Annotated in this window: 20 protein-coding genes; 12 read left to right on the top strand and 8 right to left on the bottom strand. The window is 62.1% G+C overall.

Annotation, left to right across the window (positions count from 1 at the left end; all coding sequences use genetic code 11):
• Positions 1 to 63 precede the first annotated feature (63 nt).
• Positions 64 to 435 (bottom strand): DUF2794 domain-containing protein, encoded by a 372-nt coding sequence (locus VNX23_RS17500; protein WP_325632022.1) that lies wholly within the window; start codon positions 433 to 435, stop codon positions 64 to 66.
• A gap of 605 nt (positions 436 to 1040) precedes the next feature.
• Between VNX23_RS17500 and VNX23_RS17495 the strand changes: the two genes are divergently transcribed.
• Positions 1041 to 1409, top strand: a complete 369-nt coding sequence (locus VNX23_RS17495) for a hypothetical protein (protein ID WP_325632021.1) — start codon at positions 1041 to 1043, stop codon at positions 1407 to 1409.
• A 201-nt stretch (positions 1410 to 1610) separates the two neighbouring features.
• Here the strand turns inward: VNX23_RS17495 and VNX23_RS17490 are convergent, their stop codons facing one another.
• The gene (locus VNX23_RS17490; RefSeq protein WP_414643025.1) at positions 1611 to 2363 is read right to left on the bottom strand and encodes a DUF1223 domain-containing protein; all 753 of its coding nucleotides are present in this window, start codon (positions 2361 to 2363) and stop codon (positions 1611 to 1613) included.
• A 299-nt stretch (positions 2364 to 2662) separates the two neighbouring features.
• Positions 2663 to 5383: an aconitate hydratase AcnA gene (gene acnA / locus VNX23_RS17485; RefSeq protein ID WP_325632018.1), complete on the bottom strand. Its 2721-nt coding sequence runs from the start codon at positions 5381 to 5383 to the stop codon at positions 2663 to 2665.
• A 225-nt stretch (positions 5384 to 5608) separates the two neighbouring features.
• Here acnA and ccmA point away from each other — a divergent pair, with 225 nt between their 5' ends.
• The 5 genes from ccmA (at position 5609) to VNX23_RS17460 (ending at position 8672) form a co-directional block, all read left to right on the top strand.
• Positions 5609 to 6211 (top strand): heme ABC exporter ATP-binding protein CcmA, encoded by a 603-nt coding sequence (ccmA, locus tag VNX23_RS17480; RefSeq protein WP_325632016.1) that lies wholly within the window; start codon positions 5609 to 5611, stop codon positions 6209 to 6211.
• Positions 6208 to 6876 carry a heme exporter protein CcmB gene (gene ccmB / locus VNX23_RS17475; RefSeq protein WP_325632014.1) on the top strand — a complete coding sequence of 223 codons (669 nt, stop codon included), beginning with the start codon at positions 6208 to 6210 and terminating at the stop codon, positions 6874 to 6876. The genes ccmA and ccmB overlap by 4 nt, the downstream gene beginning before the upstream one ends.
• Before the next feature lie 286 nt (positions 6877 to 7162).
• Positions 7163 to 7903, top strand: a complete 741-nt coding sequence (locus VNX23_RS17470) for a heme ABC transporter permease (protein ID WP_325632012.1) — start codon at positions 7163 to 7165, stop codon at positions 7901 to 7903.
• 5 nt (positions 7904 to 7908) lie between these two features.
• Positions 7909 to 8088, top strand: a complete 180-nt coding sequence (ccmD, locus tag VNX23_RS17465) for a heme exporter protein CcmD (protein WP_325632081.1) — start codon at positions 7909 to 7911, stop codon at positions 8086 to 8088.
• Positions 8085 to 8672, top strand: a complete 588-nt coding sequence (locus tag VNX23_RS17460; RefSeq protein WP_325632011.1) for a DsbE family thiol:disulfide interchange protein — start codon at positions 8085 to 8087, stop codon at positions 8670 to 8672. The genes ccmD and VNX23_RS17460 overlap by 4 nt, the downstream gene beginning before the upstream one ends.
• A 131-nt stretch (positions 8673 to 8803) precedes the next feature.
• Here the strand turns inward: VNX23_RS17460 and VNX23_RS17455 are convergent, their stop codons facing one another.
• Positions 8804 to 9406 (bottom strand): septation protein A, encoded by a 603-nt coding sequence (locus VNX23_RS17455; RefSeq protein ID WP_325632009.1) that lies wholly within the window; start codon positions 9404 to 9406, stop codon positions 8804 to 8806.
• 51 nt (positions 9407 to 9457) lie between these two features.
• Positions 9458 to 10405, bottom strand: coding sequence for a signal recognition particle-docking protein FtsY (gene ftsY, locus VNX23_RS17450; protein ID WP_325632007.1), 948 nt, complete (start codon positions 10403 to 10405; stop codon positions 9458 to 9460).
• Between the two features lie 193 nt (positions 10406 to 10598).
• Here ftsY and VNX23_RS17445 point away from each other — a divergent pair, with 193 nt between their 5' ends.
• Positions 10599 to 11339, top strand: a complete 741-nt coding sequence (locus VNX23_RS17445) for an RNA pseudouridine synthase (RefSeq protein WP_325632006.1) — start codon at positions 10599 to 10601, stop codon at positions 11337 to 11339.
• A gap of 4 nt (positions 11340 to 11343) precedes the next feature.
• On the opposite strand, the gene mtaB is transcribed toward VNX23_RS17445, so the two are convergent.
• On the bottom strand, positions 11344 to 12615 hold the full coding sequence (mtaB, locus tag VNX23_RS17440) for a tRNA (N(6)-L-threonylcarbamoyladenosine(37)-C(2))-methylthiotransferase MtaB (protein WP_325632004.1): 1272 nt from the start codon (positions 12613 to 12615) through the stop codon (positions 11344 to 11346).
• A complete protein-coding gene (dapF, locus tag VNX23_RS17435; protein WP_325632003.1) occupies positions 12612 to 13472 on the bottom strand; it encodes a diaminopimelate epimerase in 861 nt (286 codons plus the stop codon). The genes mtaB and dapF overlap by 4 nt, the downstream gene beginning before the upstream one ends.
• Positions 13473 to 13882: 410 nt before the next feature.
• Between dapF and VNX23_RS17430 the strand changes: the two genes are divergently transcribed.
• Both VNX23_RS17430 and VNX23_RS17425 read left to right on the top strand, forming a co-directional pair.
• Positions 13883 to 14623 (top strand): GyrI-like domain-containing protein, encoded by a 741-nt coding sequence (locus tag VNX23_RS17430; RefSeq protein WP_325632001.1) that lies wholly within the window; start codon positions 13883 to 13885, stop codon positions 14621 to 14623.
• On the top strand, positions 14620 to 15342 hold the full coding sequence (locus tag VNX23_RS17425; RefSeq protein ID WP_325631999.1) for an SIMPL domain-containing protein: 723 nt from the start codon (positions 14620 to 14622) through the stop codon (positions 15340 to 15342). The genes VNX23_RS17430 and VNX23_RS17425 overlap by 4 nt, the downstream gene beginning before the upstream one ends.
• 150 nt (positions 15343 to 15492) lie before the next feature.
• On the opposite strand, the gene VNX23_RS17420 is transcribed toward VNX23_RS17425, so the two are convergent.
• Entirely contained in the window at positions 15493 to 16488 is a 996-nt protein-coding gene (locus VNX23_RS17420) for an MBL fold metallo-hydrolase (protein WP_325632079.1), read from the bottom strand.
• Positions 16489 to 16836: 348 nt separating this feature from the next.
• On the opposite strand from VNX23_RS17420, the gene ffh reads away from it, so the two are divergent.
• The 3 genes from ffh to rimM all read left to right on the top strand — a co-directional run bounded on the left by ffh (position 16837) and on the right by rimM (position 19611).
• Complete coding sequence (gene ffh, locus VNX23_RS17415) at positions 16837 to 18378, top strand: signal recognition particle protein (RefSeq protein WP_325631997.1); 1542 nt, start codon at positions 16837 to 16839, stop codon at positions 18376 to 18378.
• 150 nt (positions 18379 to 18528) lie between these two features.
• On the top strand, positions 18529 to 18864 hold the full coding sequence (rpsP, locus tag VNX23_RS17410; protein ID WP_325631996.1) for a 30S ribosomal protein S16: 336 nt from the start codon (positions 18529 to 18531) through the stop codon (positions 18862 to 18864).
• A gap of 162 nt (positions 18865 to 19026) precedes the next feature.
• On the top strand, positions 19027 to 19611 hold the full coding sequence (gene rimM, locus VNX23_RS17405; RefSeq protein ID WP_325632077.1) for a ribosome maturation factor RimM: 585 nt from the start codon (positions 19027 to 19029) through the stop codon (positions 19609 to 19611).
• Positions 19612 to 19711: the final 100 nt, after the last annotated feature.

Here is a 19711-nt window from a genome sequence, read left to right as displayed (position 1 = left end):
GCGAGCAATCTCGGGGTGTTCCAGAACGAGCTGTCTCGGTCCGGAATGGGCTTTGCGGACCGGTTAGACCAGCGCCGGCTTGCGGTCGATTGCGAGCAGCACGCGTTCTAGCTCGTGGCCACGGCGCAGGATCAGGCCGGTCGCCGAGATCACGCTGTAGATTCCCTGCTTGCGCGCCAGGCGCGGGTCCTTCTCGATGCGGTAGATCGGAACTTCGGAAGCGCGCCGGAATATCGAGAACACCGCGCGGTCGCGCATGAAATCGATGGCATAATCACGCCATTCGCCATCGGCGACCATACGCCCATACAGATCCAGGATGCGATTGAGTTCGAAACGATTGAACGTCACACGGTTTGGCAAGGCGATCGCAGCGGCGTGGCGCGCCACTGCGCGGGCCTCACTTGGATCGGCTTCCTCCAATGTCGAACTCATCGCGCTGCTCCTGTCATCCGGACGACATGATTGCGCCGACCGACCTCCGCCGCAAGAGGGACCGTGGGGTTGCGGGCGCCACGGCGCGAGGAATTGTTCCCTGTACCCGAGGTATATTCGGTCGCACTTGGGTCGCGCGGACCGTCACATCATCGTTAGCAGGAATCATAATGCCGCCCCACTTCCGCCCATCGACCGCCCTGCTGAATTGCGACAAGGAGACACTGCGTTGGCCCGGTCCTTTCGATACCGGATTCCTCAGCCCCCAGCCCCCCGGGGTCGCAGGGATCGGGTCTATCGCAGTACAGATTATCCCCTACTGGGCCAACGCGAGTTGGTCCTTTTTCTTTTTCAGGCACCCGCTACGCTGCTGTTCGACTTCGGCGGCGGACGCATCAGCAAAATCCCTCGCCTGTCGCGCCGATTCAAACCCGGGCATTTCTCCGACATCGAGTCGGCACATGAGCGTGGCCGAGCCGCTCTCAAGTCACAACTAAACAGGTGAGATACGGCGACCGGCAATCGCACTTTTAAAAATGGGTGCTATCGTCGGACGTTCGACTCGTCCGGCGTCTGACGGCAGCCTTGCAGATCAGGGGATGAAGATGCGGAAATTCCTGGCGGCTCTGACCGTCCTGTTCTTGACTTCATTCATGGGATTGGGCGTCGCCCGGGCCGGCGCGGACGATCTCACAGGAAGCTGGACCGTAACCTGGTCCAACACCTCGAAGAATGACATGAAGCTCGCCAACAACAACGGACGCTTTTCGGGCAGTTATCAAAATGACGACAAGGAAAGCTGTTCGCTCACCGGCAATTATCTCGCGTCAAATCAGCATGTGGCGTTTCAGATCGTTTGCCCGAAGTGGGATATTCGAATGCAGGGAATTGCGTCCAAGGACAGCAAGACCATCCGCGGCAGCTATCAGGCTTATGTGGACGGTGTCGGCAAGTTCGTGATGACGAAGCAATAGCGGCAATAGCGCGCCATGTGTCAGCGCGGTCCAGCCATTGCCGCCGGGCGCCAGTCGCTGCGGGCCCGCAGATAAATCCTAAAGCATGATCCGGACCCGAAGGACCGCGTTAGTGCAAAGTGTGCAGCGGTTTTCCGAATAGGATCATGCTCAATCAAAAAACTAAAGCGCGATGACGATTCAACCCGATCTGATCGCGCTTTAGTGAAGCGATGTATAGGCGGCGCCCAGCATCGGGCCCGGCCGCTCGCGGCTTCCATCCTGGATGAACACCGCCGCGCCGTCGATGCCTTCGCGAGAAAGATTTTCCAGGGGCACGGTCCAGCTCGCGGCGTTGCCGTTCCAGTCACCGACTTTGAGCAGGCTGCGAACGACGTTGTAGTAGATGAGCTCTCGCCCGCGATTCTCCCCGCGGCCGATCGATATCGGCACCGCCTTGGAGATCGAACAGATCCAGATTTCACCGCGCGCGGCGGTCGGGGCCTTGTTCGAGGCCGGGACCGACACCGTGATCTGCTTGCCCGCCAGCGCCAGCGCAACCGGCACCGACATCACGGCGTCCGCCTTCCTGGTGGCGCCGATCGCTTCCTCGATTCCGGCGCGGTCGCTGCCGACCACATGGGCAGAGCCGTTGACGATCACCTGCGGCGTGTAGACGTCGCGATCGCCGCGGGCCAGCGAATAGGCTTTCTGACGGGCACTGAAGCGAGCATCCGCCAGCGTATCCTTCCAGCCGAGATAATCCCAGTAATCGATCGGCATGCTCAGCGCGATCACGGTCGGATCCTTGGCAAGCTCGCCGATGATCTTGTCAGCGGGCGGACACGACGAGCAGCCTTGCGAGGTGAAGAGCTCCACCACCGCGCGAGGTTCGGCGGCGGCCGGCCGGATCATGGCCACCATCGCGCAGACGCCGATCGCGCCCGACCACCGCGAAATGGAGTTGTAGCCCATGATTGCTGCCATACCGTACCGAGAATATCTGCGTTGCTGCCGTTAACACTTCTCGCCGTTGAACGGCTCAGGAGCCCGTTGCCGCCCACTGTCCGAGGTTCGCGATCTGTCTCACCAACACCTTTGGCGAAGTTGATGTTTCCAGTGCCGGCTGTCGATCTGAGATCCCTGAACAATTCGCCGCTCGTGGTGCAGGGGCTTCAGATCGGCTACACCGGCCTTCAAACGAGCGAAGGCGACCTTCTTAGGCCGCCTTCCCTGTCCTCGCTACTCACTTCGCGGTGAGCCCGTGATCACAATTACGCGGCCAATCTGCGCAATACGTAATGCAGGATGCCGCCGTTGCGGTAATAATCAAGTTCGTCGAGCGTATCGATCCTGCACAGCAGCGAAACGCGCTGCAATGAGTCATCACCGGACACGATTTCCGCCGTCAATTTTTGCCGCGGTTTCAGGTCGCCCTGCAACCCCCTGATGGTCACGGTCTCGTCGCCCTTCAGCCCGAGCGACTGCCACGACGTGCCATTCTCGAAGGTGAGCGGGAGGACTCCCATACCGACAAGGTTGGAGCGATGGATACGCTCGAAGCTCTGGCAGATCACAGCGCGGACGCCGAGCAGCCGCGTGCCCTTCGCGGCCCAATCGCGCGAGGATCCGTTGCCGTATTCGGCACCGGCGAAGACCACCAGCGGCACGTGCTCGGCCTGATACTTCATGGCGGCGTCGTAGATCGACATCTGCTCGCCGTCGGGCCAGTGCTTGGTCATGCCGCCTTCGGGAATGTTGCCGTCGGCGCCCTTCAGCATGAAGTTCTTGATGCGGATATTGGCGAAGGTGCCGCGCATCATGATCTCGTGGTTGCCTCGCCTGGTACCGTATTGATTGAAGTCGGCGGGGCGGACCTGGTGGTCGCTCAGAAACTTTCCGGCCGGAGAAGTCAGCTTGATTGAGCCCGCAGGCGATATGTGGTCGGTGGTGATCTTGTCGCCGAACATCGCCAGAATGCGCGCATCGACGATATCGGCGATCGGCTCCGGCTGCTTCTTCATGCCTTCGAAATAGGGCGGGTTCTGCACATAGGTCGAGCTCATGTTCCAGCGATAGGTCTCGCTCTCGACCGTCTTGATCTTGCGCCAGTTGGTGTCGCCCTTGAAGACGTCGGCGTAGCGCTTCTTGAAAATCGTCGCGGTCACGAATTTCTTCGTGAACGCGTTGATCTCCCTGGCGGTCGGCCAGATATCCTTCAGAAAAACAGGCTTGCCGTCCTTGCCGTTTCCGATCGGTTCGACGGCAAGATCCTTCCTGACGGTGCCGGCCAGTGCGAAAGCGACCACCAGGGGTGGCGAGGCGAGATAATTGGCCTGTACGTCCGGACTGACTCGGCCTTCGAAATTGCGATTGCCCGACAGCACGGCAGCGGCCACGATCCCATTATCGTTGATCGCCTTCGATATCTCTTCGGGCAAGGGACCGGAATTGCCGATGCAGGTGGTGCAGCCGAAGCCGACCAGATTGAAGCCGACCTTGTCGAGATCGCTCTGCAATCCGGAATTGGCGAGATATTCGGCGACGACCTGGCTGCCGGGAGCAAGCGAGGTTTTGACCCAGGGCTTTGCCTTCAATCCCTTGGCGATCGCATTGCGGGCGAGCAGCCCGGCTCCGATCAGAACGCTCGGATTTGAAGTGTTGGTGCAGGAAGTGATGGCCGCGATCACGACGTCGCCATGGCCGAGATCAAAGTCGCGATTTTCCACCGCATAGCGTTTGTCGGCATCGGCTGCCTTCTTGTATTCGCTTGCAAGCGCGGTGGTGAAACCTTCCGCAACCGCGGGCAGCGCGACGCGGCCTTCGGGCCGCTTCGGGCCAGCCATCGAGGGCACGACATCGCCAAGATCGAGCGTCAGCGTTGTGGTGAAGACAGGATCGCCCGATTTCGCGGTTCGGAACAGGCCCTGCGCCTTGGCATAGGCCGAAACCAGCGCGACGCGGTCGGCCTTGCGGCCGGAGGTTTTCAGATAATCGATGGTCGCGGCATCGACCGGGAAGAAGCCGCAGGTCGCGCCATATTCCGGTGCCATGTTGCCGATGGTTGCCTTGTCGGCGACCGACAGATGATCGAGGCCGGGGCCGAAGAACTCCACGAACTTGCCTACCACGCCCTGCTTGCGCAGCATCTGCGTAACCGTCAGCACCAGGTCCGTTGCAGTCACGCCTTCCTTGAGCTGACCCTTGAGTTTGAAGCCGACCACTTCCGGCAGCAACATCGACAGCGGCTGGCCCAGCATGCAGGCTTCCGCCTCGATGCCGCCGACGCCCCATCCGAGCACGGCGAGCCCGTTGACCATGGTGGTGTGCGAATCGGTGCCGACCAGTGAATCCGGATAAGCGACCTCGAACGTGCCGGTCTTCTTGCCGACCGTCATCTTCTCTTTCCTGGTCCACACCGTTTGCGCCAGGTATTCGAGATTGACCTGATGGCAGATGCCGGTGCCGGGAGGCACCACCGAGAAGTTCGAAAACGCCTTCTGACCCCACTTCAGGAATTCGTAGCGCTCCTGGTTCTGCTTGTATTCCTCGACAACGTTCTTGGCGAACGCCTTGTTGTCCCCGAAGAAGTTCACGATCACCGAATGATCGATGACCAGATCGACCGGCACCAGCGGATTGATCTTCTCGGCATCGCCGCCGAGCGACTGCATTGCGTTGCGCATGGCCGCAAGATCAACCACCGCCGGAACGCCGGTGAAATCCTGCATCAATACCCGTGCCGGGCGGAACGCGATTTCATGTTCGAGCGCGCGCTTCTTCAGCCACTTGGAGACCGCGAGGATGTCGTCCTTCTTGACGGTGCGTCCGTCTTCATTGCGCAGGAGGTTTTCCAGCAGCACCTTCATCGAATAGGGAAGCTTGGAGATTCCCTTCAGACCGTTTTTCTCGGCGGCGGCCAGGCTGTAATAGACGTAGGTCCTGGCGCCAACCTTCAGGGTTTTTTGGCATTTGAAGCTGTCGAGCGAGGTCATGTGAGGCAATCCCAGAATTGTCGTTTACGGCAGGGTATTATAGCACCGGCCAAGAGGCTTGGCCGATCGGCTTGCAGCTGCAAATTGTGCGCTGCTTGGAGTTCCGGTTTATAGAATCTTTCAAGCTTCGCCGCCACACCGGTAAGGGTTTTGCAGCAATGCGCTGCCTGTAAACATCTGATGATGCGGTGCCCCGAATTTCCGGAAGCGCCGCGAAGGGGCAAGATGCGGCTCTTGGGGCGCGAGGTCTGCTGTGTGCGAGGTGGCCGGGAGGTTTTTTCGGGCCTCGATTTCGAGGCCGCCTCCGGCGAAGCGCTCGCGGTGGTCGGCCCGAACGGGTCGGGCAAGACCTCATTATTGCGCCTGATTGCGGGCCTTTTGGCGCCATTCGCCGGATCGATCGGTCTGGAAGGCGGCGATGCGGAACTGACCCTAGCCGAGCAATCCCATTATCTAGGTCATCGCGACGCCCTCAAAACGGCACTGAGCGTGTTGGAAAATCTCGCTTTCTGGCGGGATTTTCTTGGCGGAGCGAGCTTTGATCCGGCCGAGATACTGGCCAAGGTGGGGCTCGATCATGCGGCGCATTCGCCGGCTTCCTTTCTGTCCGCCGGGCAGCGCCGGCGGCTTTCGATCGCGCGGCTACTCACCGTGCGGCGGCCGGTCTGGCTGCTCGACGAACCGACCAATGCGCTCGATTCGACCGGAAAAACCCTGTTCACCGCCCTGATGGCCGAACATCTGGCGGGCGACGGGCTGATCGTCGCCGCCACCCACATCCCGCTCGGCGTCGCCGCGCGGGAACTTCGCATCGGGGACGCCTCGTGACCGCGCTTGCCGCATTGATCCGCAGAGACATCAGGATCGCGCTTCGCGTCGGCGGCGGCGCGCTGATCGGCGTCCTGTTCTTTCTCAGCGTCGTGGTGCTGATGCCGTTCGCCGTCGGCCCCGACCTTGCGCTTTTGGCGCGGCTGGGGCCCGCGATCCTCTGGCTGGGGGCGCTGCTGGCGAGCCTGCTGACGCTCGATCGCCTGTTCATGGCCGATCACGAGGATGGTTCGCTCGATCTGATCGTGATGAGCCGCACTCCGCTCGAATTGGCCTGCGCGGCGAAGGCGCTGGCCCATTGGCTTGCCGCCGGACTGCCGCTCATCATCGCAACGCCAGTACTGGGATTGTTGCTCAACCTGGACGCCGCACCGACGTCGGCCGTCGCGCTCACCCTGCTGGCCGGCACGCCGGCGCTGACCTTCACTGGCATGATCGGCGCGGCGCTCGCGGTGACGCTGCGTCGCGGCGGGCTCCTGCTTGCGGTGCTCGTGCTGCCGCTGTCGATTCCCGTGCTGATCTTCGGCGTGGCCGCTTCGCAAGCCGCGATCACGGAACCGCTGTCATTCGGTGCACCATTTTCGATTTTGTGCGCGCTGTCGCTGGTCAGCCTTGTCGTTGGACCTTTCGCGGCGGCCGCAAGCCTGCGGCACGGATTGGATTGATAGGAGATGATTGCCAGTCCGAACGGTCGCGCGCTGTCCGATCATGCGCGAGTTGATGCCGATCAACTCTAGCGGAGTGGATTTGACATTCGCTACCCCAGCCGCAAATTTGGAAAGCGGACGTCAAATCCCAAACTCCACTAAAGCCATATATTTGCTAATGGTCATTCGATTCTAACATTCGCAAAGTGACCGCTGAGAAGGGGGCGAATGTTAGAATCAGACCATTAGCGGAAAACCTTCGTGCTGATTGCCTGCAACAGCCGCGACCGTTAACAGGATGCCCATGACGCTGATCGATCTTGCCAACCCCACCCGGTTCCTCTCCCTCGCCACCCGTGCGCTGCCGTGGCTTGCGGCAGCGACCGCGATCCTGCTCGCGATCGGGCTTTATCAATCGGCGATGGCGCCCGACGACTATCAGCAGGGCGCTACGGTGAAGATCATGTTCATTCATGTGCCGAACGCCTGGCTGTCGATGTTTGTCTGGGGCGTAATGAGCGTGGCGGCGCTCGGCACCCTGGTATGGCGGCATCCGCTGGCGGATGTCGCGGCAAAGGCCGCCGCCCCGATCGGCGCGGCTTTCACCTTTCTCGCATTGGTGACGGGCTCGCTGTGGGGACGGCCGATGTGGGGCACTTATTGGGAATGGGATGCGCGGCTGACCTCGGTGCTGATCCTGTTCCTGATGTATCTCGGACTGGTCGCGCTGTGGCGCGCGGTGGAGGATCAATCGCGCGCTGCGCGAGCGGCGGCGATCCTGACCCTGGTTGGCGCCATCAATCTTCCCATCATCAAGTTCTCGGTGGACTGGTGGAACACGCTGCATCAGCCGGCCTCGGTGATGCGGATGGGCGGGCCTGCGCTGGACCGCGCCTTCCTGATCCCGCTTCTGGTGATGGCGGTGGCGTTTTCGTTCCTGTTCATCACGCTGCATCTGGCGGCGATGCGCAACGAGATTTTGCGCCGCCGGGTGCGCACATTACAGATGATGCAGGTGGCGCAGAGCACTCGGCGCCCGGCATGAACGCGATGTCACTTGGCCCCTACGCAAATTTCATCGTAACTTCCTATCTGCTGGTGGCCGCGGTCGTGGCGATGCTGATTGCCTGGATCGCGGTCGACTATCGTCGCCAGAAGCAACAACTGCACGAACTTGAAGCCGGAGGCGTGCTGAGGCGCTCCGGTCGCAGTGCAACGGATCTGAAATGAGCGAAAACTCGACGACTGACGGCGCGCCGCAGAGATCGCGCTGGCTGATGGCCGCACCACTCATCGCCTTCGCTGCGCTGGCCGCGATCTTCTGGTTTCGGCTCGGCAGCGGCGATCCGTCGCGTATTCCATCCGCGCTGATCGGCCGTCCGGCACCACAGACGGTCCTGCCGCCGCTCGATGGGCTCGTCAACAAAGGCGCGCTGGTGCCGGGACTCGATCCTGCCGTCTTCAAAGGCAAGGTCAGCATCGTCAATGTCTGGGCGTCGTGGTGCGTGCCGTGTCATGACGAGGCGCCGCTTCTGACCGAGCTCGGCCATGACGAGAGGCTGCAGATCGTCGGCATCAACTACAAGGATTCCGCCGACAACGCCCGCCGCTTTCTCGGCCGCTACGGCAACCCCTTTGGCGTTGTCGGTGTCGATGCCAATGGGCGCGCCTCGATCGAGTGGGGCGTGTATGGCGTGCCGGAAACCTTCATCGTCGGGCGCGAAGGAACCATCGTCTACAAGCTGGTCGGTCCGGTGACGCCGGACAATCTCAACACGGTTTTGAAATCCGAGATCGACAAGGCGCTGAAGTGACGACGTAGTCGTCATTTCCGGGATGGTCCGGCAGGACCAGACCTCAGATGCGCAATTGCGCATCGGGGAACCTCGAGATTCCGGATTCGCTCGCTAAGATGCTCGCGCCCCGGAATGACCGGTGTGGTGTCTCATCCCTTGCTCACATCGCCTTCCGCCGCCTCGCTTGCTTCCAGCGAGGCCGGCTCGAGGTGGAAGCGCTTGATCAGCGGCATCTGTGTCACCGCAAAAACCATCGTCAGCGGAATCACGCCGAATGCCTTGAACGCCACCCAGAAATCGGTGCTCTGGGTGCGCCAGATGATTTCGTTCAGGACCGCCAGCCCGAGAAAGAACAGGGCCCAGCGCCGGGTGAGGATGCGCCAGCCAGGCGGGGTCAGATTGAACATCTGATCGAACAGGATCGCGATGAAGGAACGGCCGAACAGCAGCCCGCCGCCGAGAATGGCGGCGAACAGGCCATAGATGATGGTGGGCTTCACCTTGATGAAGGTCTCGTCGTGCAAAACCAGCGTAAGCGTGCCAAACACGATGACGATGGTGCCGCTGACCAGTGCCATCAGCGGCACGTGCCGCGTCACCACATAGGAAGCGACCATCGCTGCGACCACCGCCACCATGAAGGCGCCGGTGGCGACGAAAAGGTGGAATTTGGCGTTCGCGACAAAGAACACCAGGAGAGGCCCGAGTTCGGTCGCTAGCTTGAACAGCGGATGCGGCTGGGTCTTGTCCATTATTGGCTCACGCTTTTTTCTTGATCGAAACCCGATCGGTGTCTTTCAGGATCATGCCTCGATGCCGGCGATGGCCTGCGCGAAATCCCGCGCGGTGAAAGGCGCGAGATCCTCGATGCCTTCACCGACCCCGATGAAATGCACCGGCAAGGCGTGCTTTTCCGCCAAAGCCACCAGAATGCCGCCGCGCGCGGTGCCATCGAGCTTTGTCATGACAAGTCCGGTGACACCTGCGGTGCGGTGAAACGCTTCTACCTGCGAGAGCGCATTTTGTCCCACCGTGGCGTCGAGCACCAGCAGCACCGCGTGCGGCGTGGTGTCATCGACCTTGCGCATGACGCGAACGAGCTTTTCAAGTTCCTTCATCAATTCGGACTTGTTCTGCAGGCGGCCCGCGGTATCGACCAGCAGCACATCGAGCTTCCCCTCTTTCGCCGCCGACAGCGCGTTGAAGGCAAGGCTTGCGGAGTCCGAGCCCTGCGCGCCGGCGATGACGGGCGATTTGGTTCGTTCGCCCCAGATCTTCAATTGATCAATGGCGGCTGCGCGAAAAGTATCCCCGGCCGCCAGCATCACCTTGCGGCCCTCGGCGGAGAACTTTGCGGCGAGCTTGCCGATGGTCGTGGTCTTGCCGGAACCATTGACGCCGACCACGAGAATGACGAACGGCTTTCTCGTCTCGTCGATGACAAGGGACTTTGCCACCGGCGCAAGCACCTTTTCGACCTCGGCCGCGACCACGCTTTTCACCTCGTCTGCCGAAATCGACTTGTCATAGCGACCGACGCCAACGGATGCAGCGACGCGGGCAGCAACTTCGGTGCCGAGATCGGCGCGGAGCAGCACGTCTTCGATATCGTCGAGCATGGCGCGGTCGAGCTTGCGCTTGGTGACGAGATCGGCCACCGCTGTGCCGATCGAGCTCGAAGTGCGCTTTAAGCCACTCGAAAGCCGCCGCCACCAGCTTATTTTGGATTTTTCGGAAGTAGTATCGTTCATATCAATCTGGTGCCTGCTACACGAGGTGTGTTAGCCGTTTCGGGTCTAGCGGTCCGATTCCAGCATTCGCACACCGCCTCAGCAAGCACCTTTGCGAATGCTGGAATCAGAGGACCACTAGCAGATATAATGTTGCCAGTGGAGCTTTGGATTTGACATTCGCTTTTCGAGCTTGCGGCTAGTGGGGTAGCGAATGTCAAATCCACTCCACTCGAACAAAAGCCTTGACGCCACCATCGAGGTTCCCGAACTGACCGCGGCGGAAATCCAGGCCCGCGTCCTCCATCGCGATGGGCTCATGCTGGTGATCGACAAGCCCGCAGGCCTGCCCGTGCATCGCGGCCCCAAGGGGGGCGCCAATCTCGAGTCCTCCTTCGACGCGTTGCGGTTTGGCCTGCCGCGCCCGCCGGTTCTCGCCCACCGGCTCGACCGCGAGACCTCAGGCTGTCTGGTGCTCGGGCGCCACCGCAAGGCAACGGCGTCGCTCGGTCTATTGTTCAAGCATGGCAGGATTTCGAAAACCTATTGGGCCGTGGTCGAAGGCGGCCCGGCCGAGAACGAAGGTACCATCAATATGCCGCTCGGCCGCCTCAATGCCGAACGAGGCTGGTGGCAGAAGCCGGACCCGCAGGGGCAATCGGCGGTCACCAACTGGAAGGTGATGGGACGCGGCAATGAGCTGGCATGGCTGGCACTCGAGCCCGTCACCGGCCGCACCCATCAACTGCGCGTGCATTCGGCAGCTCAGGGCTGGCCGATTGTCGGTGACAACATTTACGGCAACGCGCCGCGCTTTGGTGGCCCGCGCCTTCATCTGCATTCCCGCGAGATCGTGATTCCGATTTCCCGGAACAAGGAGGCGGTGCGAGTGACTGCGCCGGCGCCTTCAGATATGTGGGAACGCCTCAAGGTCTGCGGCTGGAACGGGGAGTGACTCGTCACACCGTCAGCCGCGCCCCATCGCTTCCCTTGACGACGAAGCTCTCGACAGCGCCGATCTTCCCGCTACTGATCGCGACAGGGAGGAAATGCTCGGTGCGGCCCTGCTTTGCGCTTTCGATCAGGACCCGCCTCGTTGCGCCGATATCGGAGGCAAGTCGCCGCCGCAACGCGGCCTCCCCCGCAGCCCGCAACGTCCCGGCGCGTTCCCGGATCGCAGCGCTTGCGACCTGCGGCATTTTGGCAGCCGGCGTGCCTGGTCGCGGCGAAAACGGAAAGACATGCAGGAACGTCAGGTCACATTCGTCGATCAAATCGAGTGAGCGCGCGAACATTTCCTCGGTTTCGGTCGGAAAACCCGCAATGATGTCGGCGCCGAACACGATGTCGGGCCGCAAGCGCCGCACCAGCGCGCAAAAATCGATCGCATCTTTTCGGGAATGCCGGCGCTTCATCCGCTTGAGGATCAAATCGTCGCCCGACTGCAGCGACAAATGCAGATGCGGCATCAGGCGGTCCTCGCCTGCGATCGCATCGAGAAGATCGCGGTCGACTTCGATCGAATCGACCGATGAAATCCGCAACCGCTTCAATTCCGGCACGTGCCGCAGGATCTGCCTGGTCAGTTGGCCGAGTTTCGGAGCTCCAGGCAGATCCGCGCCGTAACTCGTCAGATCGACGCCCGTCAACACGATCTCGGCATGGCCGTGCTCGACCAGGTTGCGGACTTGCTCGACCACCGCGCCCATCGGCACCGAGCGCGAATTGCCGCGGCCAAACGGAATGATGCAAAAGGTGCAGCGGTGATCGCATCCGTTCTGCACCTGCACGAACACCCGCGGCAGGGCTTTTTGAAATCCCTGCAGAAGATGCGGTGCCATCTCCCTGACCGACATGATGTCGGCGACCGCAATCTTTTCGCTGGCCTCGATGCCGAATGGTTCCGCTGCCTGAAGCGCCGCGCGCGCCTTGTGCCAGGTTTCGCCTTGCATCTTGTCGTGATTGCCGACGACCCTATCGACCTCTTCCATCGCGGCGAACATTTCAGGCGAGGTCTGCGCCGCACAGCCGGTGACGACGATGCGCAAGTCCGGGCGTTCGCGTTTCAGCCGGCGTATGGATTGGCGCGCCTGCGCCACCGCTTCGTTGGTGACGGCGCAGCTGTTGATGACGACGGTGTCGGCAAGCCCCGCGCGCTCGGCCTTGGCGCGCACCACCTCGGATTCGAAGGCGTTGAGGCGACAGCCAAAGGTGAGGACTTCGACGCTCATGACGCAAACAGCGCGGGATCGAACCGGCCTTCATATTCGAAGGTCGCCGTACCCGTCATCAACACGTGATCGTCGCGCTCGCGCCACTCGATTCCGAGCTCGCCGCCGGGCAGGCTGACCTCAACCGTGCGATTGGCGCGCTTGAGCCGCGCCGCCGCCACCGCCGCAGCGCAAGCCGCCGAGCCGCAGGCTTTGGTCAATCCGGCGCCACGCTCCCAGGTGCGGATGGTGATGTGATCGCGATCGACGATGTGGGCGAGCGTGATATTGGCGCGCTCCAGGAAGATCGGATGATTTTCCAGGAGCGGGCCAAACCGCGAAAGATCGAAGGCGTCGACGTCGTCGACCCAGAAGATCGCATGCGGATTGCCCATGCTGACCACGGAAGGCGAATGCAGCACCGGCGCATCGATTGGGCCGATCTGCAGCTCGATATAGCGCGTGTCACGGAATTCCTCGGCGAGCGGAATGTCCTTCCAGCCGAATTTCGGCGGCCCCATGTCGACGGTGTAGAGATCGCCTTTACGCCAGCAATTCAGCAGACCGGCTTTGGTTTCGAAGGTGCCTTCCGTCTGGCCGCTGGCCTCGAACAGGCGGCGAGCCACGCAGCGCATGCCATTGCCGCAGGCCGATGATTCCGAGCCGTCGTTGTTGTAGATGCGGATGAAGGCCTCGGTGCCGGCAAGGCGCGCCGGCTGCAGCACCATCAGCTGGTCAAAATGAACACCCTTGGCCGAAGCCACCGCGCGGGCTTCCTCCGGCGTGACGACGCCGGCCTTGTCGCGCAGATCGACGACGACGATCTCGTTGCCGATGCCGTTCATCTTGGAAAAGCTGTGGTTGGCGAGCGCGCTCATCGGGATCCCGGTTCGTGCCTGCCTTATATGGCCAATGACGGGAGATTGACTAGTGTGGCGAATTTGAAGGTCCTATCAGTATCGCGGCAAGTTCGTGACAGGAACTCAAATTCGAAGCCGCTACTCAAATCAACAAGATGCTGGAGCTCCTTTGATTCCGAAGTTCGCATCTGGGGTCGCCACAACTGCTTGCGAACTTCGGAATCGGAGCTCTGGTGAGGGATCGGCCAGTGTGGTGAATCTGTGTCGGGAGCCTTTGCCGGCCACGGAGGCCCATGAATATCTGACAGGCGACGAAAGCCGAGCGGGCGTGTTAGCATCGGATGTTCGCATGTGATTTGCCGAATCCACCCTGACGCTTGAGCCGGGGACCTTGGCGCCCTGCCGAACGACTTTACGGAGAATACCTGATGAGCCGCCCCCGTCGTTTCCGCCTTGCCATGGTCGCATTGGTCCCGGTGGCCGCGATTTCGCTAAACTTCGCCACCACCGCGCTGGCACAATCGCCGACGCCCTCTGCACCCGCCGCCTCGGCACCGGCCTCCCCGACACCTGCCCCAAATCCGTCGGCCAGCCCGACGGTTACGCCGCCGGCAGCTTCGGCAACACCAGCGCCAGCCTCCTCGCCCACCCCTGCGGCCTCGGCTACCCCGGCGCCCTCGCCGGGTGGACCCGCACCGGTCCGCACCGCCGACCCCTTTGGCGAGGAGATTACGCTGACGCCAAAAACGGTGGTCCTCGTCAAGGGCACGGCCAACTGGGACACGGCGTTCGACACGCTGCTCGAGTCCTTGAAGACCGTGTCGACATTCCTCGACAAGCAGGGCATCAAGTCATCCGGCAATTCGATGATCGTCTACACTTCCACCGACGATACCGGATTTTCCTATCAGGCGCAGATTCCGGTCGATCAGGAGCCGAAAAATCTGGCCAAAGCAATGAGCATGGGCAAATCGCCCGAAGGCAAGGCGCTTAAGTTTGTCCATCGCGGATCATACGAGAACATGGACAACACTTACGAGGCCATCACCAATCACCTCGACGACAAGAAGCTGGAGGCGAAAGACACTTTTATCGAGGAGTACATCACCGACCCCCTGAAAACGGCGGAGGACAAATTGGTGATCAATGTCTACGTGCCATTGAAATGAGAGCCGTGAGGCACCGCGCTCCACGCTCGCTTGCGCTTGCTGTCGTCCTCGCCGCAGCTATTCTGATCGGTGCGCCGGCGCACGCGCAGACGGAGCCGCCTTCGGTGATCTCCGTCACCGGCGAAGCGCGGATCTCGGTCCCTCCCGATCTGGCACAGATCGATGCCGGCGTTACCACGGAAGCCAAGACGGCGCGCGAGGCGTCGGATGCCAACAATCTGGCAATGGGCAAGGTTTTGGTGGCACTCAAGAGTGCCGGCATCGACGAGAAGGATTACCAGACCTCGCGACTGTCGCTGCAGCCGCAGAGCGCACCGAGCCGCCCCGGCGGACCTCCGACCATCACTGGCTATCGCGCCACCAACCGGGTGACCATCCGCCTGCGCGACGTCACCAAGGTCGCGAATGTGATCGACACGCTGGTCGGCGCCGGCGCGAACGATATCGGCGGGATCAGCTTCATGGTGTCGCAGGCCTCTAAGCTTCTCGACGACGCCCGCGAACAGGCAATCGCGGACGCGCGTCGCAAGGCGGAGATCTACGCCAGGGCAGCCGGCGTCACGCTTGGCGCGCCGCTTGCCATCTCCGAAGGAGGCGCGCCCGCCCCGATCGTGTTCCGCAGAATGGCGGCCGCGCCGGAACAGGCGCCAATCGCGCAAGGAGAAGAGACACTCCAGCTGAGCGTGAGCGTGTCCTGGGCGATCAAGCCCGCGCAGTGAGACCCTTTGAAACTGTCGTCCCTGCGAAAGCAGGGACCCATAACCACAGGCCGTCGTGTCTGGCGCGCGAATGGCGTCAGCTCTCTTCGGAAAGAAGCCGCGGTGGCTATGGGTCCGGCTCAAGGCCGGGACGACAAGACGGAAATACCGCTATTGTATCTCCACCACCTGCCCCGGCTTGAGCGCCACAAAGCGCTCGTGCGGAATCTTCGCCTCGTCGAGTGCCGCATGCAGGGCCTTGACCGGCGCGTCGATTGCTTCATCCGTCAACTGAAACGTGCCGTGATGATGCGCGAGCGCCCGCTCGGCGCCGCAATCGGCAAGCGCCTTGACCGCATCGGCAGGATTCATGTGCTGATCCTGCATAAACCATCGCGGCTCATAGGCGCCAATCGGCAGGATCGCGAGCCGCAGCGGGCCGTGTGTCTCACGGACGCGGCGGAAATGCTTGCCCTCGCCGTAACCGGAATCGCAGACGACGTAGATCTTGCCGGCTGGCGTCTTCAGCACAAAGCTTGCCCACAACGCCCTGTTGCGGTCGAACAATCCGCGCGCCGACCAGTGCCGGGTCGGCACCAGGGTCGCCGCCAACCCGCCACCGAGTTCGACGCTTTGATGCCAATCAAACGCCTCGGCGCGAAGCGCAGAGTTGGCGCGGCGCATGGTCGCGTCATTGCCGAGCGGAGTCACGATGCGCGGGGAAAATTTCGCCGCGAGTTTCGACAGCGTCGCGATGTCGAGATGATCGTAATGGCCGTGCGACACCAGAGCGACATCGATCGGCGGCAGGGCTGAAAAGTCGATGCCGGGATCATTGACCCGCTTCGGACCGGCCCATCGCACCGGCGAAGCGCGTTCCGACCACACCGGATCGACCAAAATATTTTTGCCCGAGGTCTGGATCAGCCAGCTCGCATGACCGACAAAGGAGAGCCGAACCTTGTCGCCGTTGACACGTTGCGGCGGAGTATCGGCATGCGGGCTCGGCACCCATTTGGGCCAGATCTCGCGTTGCCGGTCCCCCCCGAACTGCCAGCGCAGCACATCGCGCAGCGATTTCGGCGGAACCCCGTCGGGGTCGAAGAACAGCCTGCCATCGAAATGATCGGATGGCGGTCCATCGTAGGATTTGCCTTGAGAACCCATGGCGACGATTGGCAACAAAAATGTCTGTTCTGCAAGGGCAGGGAGGCTCCACGCGCTTCACGAAGTTGCCATTTCGGCTGGACTTTCCTTGACTTTTCGCCCCCGGCGGCGTTTAACCCGCGCAACTTCTCGAAAAGACGTCCTTTTCGACCCGCCGACCGGTCCCCAGATGCCGGAGGCCAACGCCCGACAGCGCTGTGCGCCCTCGGGCGCAAAATTGTTTGGAATATCCCTCATCCTGAGGAGCCGCGAAAGCGGCGTCTCGAAGGATGAGGCTAGAGGTAGTGGCAACCCTTCGAGACGCAGGCTCGCGCCTGCTGCTCAGGGTGAGGCAGCAGGAAGAAGATAGTGTTCGACAATCTGTCGGAAAAGCTTGGTGGCATTCTCGATCGGCTGACGCGGCGCGGGTCGCTGACGGAAGCCGACGTCGATGCGGCGATGCGCGAGGTGCGCCGCGCCTTGCTCGAGGCCGACGTCTCGCTCGAGGTGGTCCGCAGCTTCACCGAAAAGGTGCGCGAGCAGGCGATCGGCGCCACCGTCGTCAAGTCGGTCACGCCCGGCCAGATGGTGGTGAAGATCGTCCATGACGAACTGATCGCCACGCTTGGTTCCGAGGGCCAGAACCTCGATCTCAACGCGGTGCCGCCGGTTGCGATCATGATGGTCGGCCTGCAAGGCTCGGGCAAAACCACCACCACCGCGAAACTCGGCCGCCGCCTCGCCCAGCGCGACAAGCGCAAGGTGCTGATGGCCTCGCTCGACATCTATCGGCCGGCGGCGATGGAACAGCTCGCAGTGCTCGGTCGCGACCTCGACATCCAGACCTTGCCGATCGTCGCCGGCCAGAGGCCCACAGAGATTGCCAGGCGCGCGCTGGAAGCCGGCAAGCTCGGCGGCTACGACGTGGTGCTGCTCGATACCGCAGGCCGCACCACGCTCGACGAAGAGATGATGACGGAGGCGGCCGAGATCAAAGCCGCCGCCAGTCCGCATGAAGTGCTGCTGGTTGCCGATTCGCTCACCGGCCAGGACGCGGTCAATCTGGCGCGCGCGTTCGACCTGCGCGTCGGCCTGACCGGCATCGTGCTGACGCGCGTTGACGGCGACGGCCGCGGCGGCGCGGCGCTGTCGATGCGCGCGGTCACCGGCAAGCCGATCAAACTGATCGGCACTGGCGAAAAGACCGACGCGCTGGAGGACTTTTACCCAAGCCGGATTGCGGGCCGGATTCTCGGCATGGGCGACGTGGTGTCGCTGGTCGAAAAAGCCGCGGCCAATATCGATGCGGAAAAAGCCGCGCGCACCGCCGAGCGGATGCGAAAGGGTCAGTTCGACCTGTCCGACATGCGCGAACAATTGCTGCAGATGTCGAACATGGGCGGCATTTCGGGATTGCTGGGCATGATGCCCGGCATCGCCAAGATGAAGAACCAGATTGCCAATGCGGGGATCGACGACAGAATTTTGAAGCGCCAGATCGCGCTGATCGATTCGATGACGCGGCAGGAACGCAAACACCCCGACATCCTCAAGGCCAGCCGCAAGAAGCGGATCGCCGCCGGCGCCGGCGGCAAGGTCGAGGACCTCAACAAGCTGCTCAAGATGCACCGGAACATGGCCGACATGATGAAGGCTATGGGCTCGGGAAAACGCGGCCCTTTGGCCGGCATCGCGCAGGCGATGGGCTTCGGCGGCGGCACGCCGTCACCCGAACAGATGAAGGCGCTCGCGGACAAAATGCCGGGCGGCGCGGGCGCAGGTGGCATGCCCGCGTTGCCGAAAGACATTCCCGCCGGCTTGCGCTCGGGCTTGCCGAATCTGCCGGGGCTTACCGGCTTAAGCAACAAGCCGACCCTGCCCGGGCTCGGTCCGTTGGGAAAGAAGAAATGATTTTTTCACCCTCACTCTCACTGTCCGTCATTCCGGGACGCGCGAAGCGCGAACTTTGGTTCGCAATTGCGAGCCTGAGAATCTCGAGATTCCGGGTCTGGTCCGTCGGACCATCCCGGGATGACGGGCGCTAATCCAAAGGAGAACCAAATGTCCGTCGTTATCCGCCTCGCTCGTGCCGGCACCAAGAAGCGCCCGGTCTACCACGTAGTCGTCGCCGACTCCCGCTTCCCGCGCGATGGCCGCTTCATCGAGCGTCTCGGCCACTTCAATCCGCTGCTGCCCAAGGAGAACGCCGAACGGCTGAAGCTCGATATGGACAAGGTCAAGGCCTGGCTCGCCAAGGGCGCGCAGCCATCGGATCGCGTGACGCGTTTCCTCGATGCCGCCGGCGTCGTGAAGCGCACTGCGCGCAACAATCCGAAAAAGGCGGTGCCGCGCAAGGAGCGCAAGGCGCAGGCTGAAGCCGCCGCCAAGTCGGCGTAGCTTCGAACGCCGCGAGTGAGCAAGCACAAGCCTCCGAATGCTTCGGCGCGGTTACCCTCTCCCCCTGCGGGAGAGGGTGGCGAGCGCGATCAGCGTGAGCCGGGTGAGGAGGCCAGGCCGTCACCGACAAATTCCCCCTCACCCGCCCTAAATGCTCCGCATATCGGGCACCCTCTCCCGCAAGGGGAGAGGGTAGAACGAACGGTCTGCGTCGCCCGGATCGGCGCCGCACACGGCGTGCGCGGCGCGGTGAAGCTGTGGACGTTCACGGAAGACCCGTTGGCCGTGAAACGCTACGGCCCGCTTTCGACCAAAGACGGCGCGCGCCAGTTTGAAGTGACGAGCGCGCGCGAGGTCAAGGATCACCTGGTCGCGACGCTCAAAGGCATCACGACGCGCGAGCAGGCGGAACGTCTCAACGGCCTCGAGCTTTATGTCGCGCGCGAAAAACTGCCGACGACCGACGAGAACGAATATTATCATGCCGACCTGATCGGGCTTGCCGCCGTCACCGCGCAGGATGAGCGACTCGGCCGCGTCGTTGCGATCCACAATTTCGGCGCCGGCGACATCATCGAGATCGCGCCGCCGGCAGGCGCGACGATGCTACTGCCGTTCTCGAACGCCGTTGTGCCGACGGTTGATCTTGCCGGCGGACGCGTGGTGATCGTGTTGCCCGGAGAGATCGAGGGCGACGAGCCAGGCGAATGTCCTTCCCGTCATCCCCGCGAAAGCGGGGACCCATGACCGCAGGCCGTGTGGAATTGGCTAAGTTGATTGGCCCAGCCCTCGCAAAATAGGCAGCGGTGCTCATGGTCCCGGATCGCGCTTACTTGTCCGGGACGAC

It is taken from the genome of Bradyrhizobium sp. (assembly GCF_035570375.1).
In the GTDB taxonomy this organism is placed as follows: Bacteria; Pseudomonadota; Alphaproteobacteria; order Rhizobiales; family Xanthobacteraceae; genus Bradyrhizobium.
Note: the sequence above shows the minus strand (reverse complement) of the source record. Positions and strands in the feature narration are given on the sequence as shown.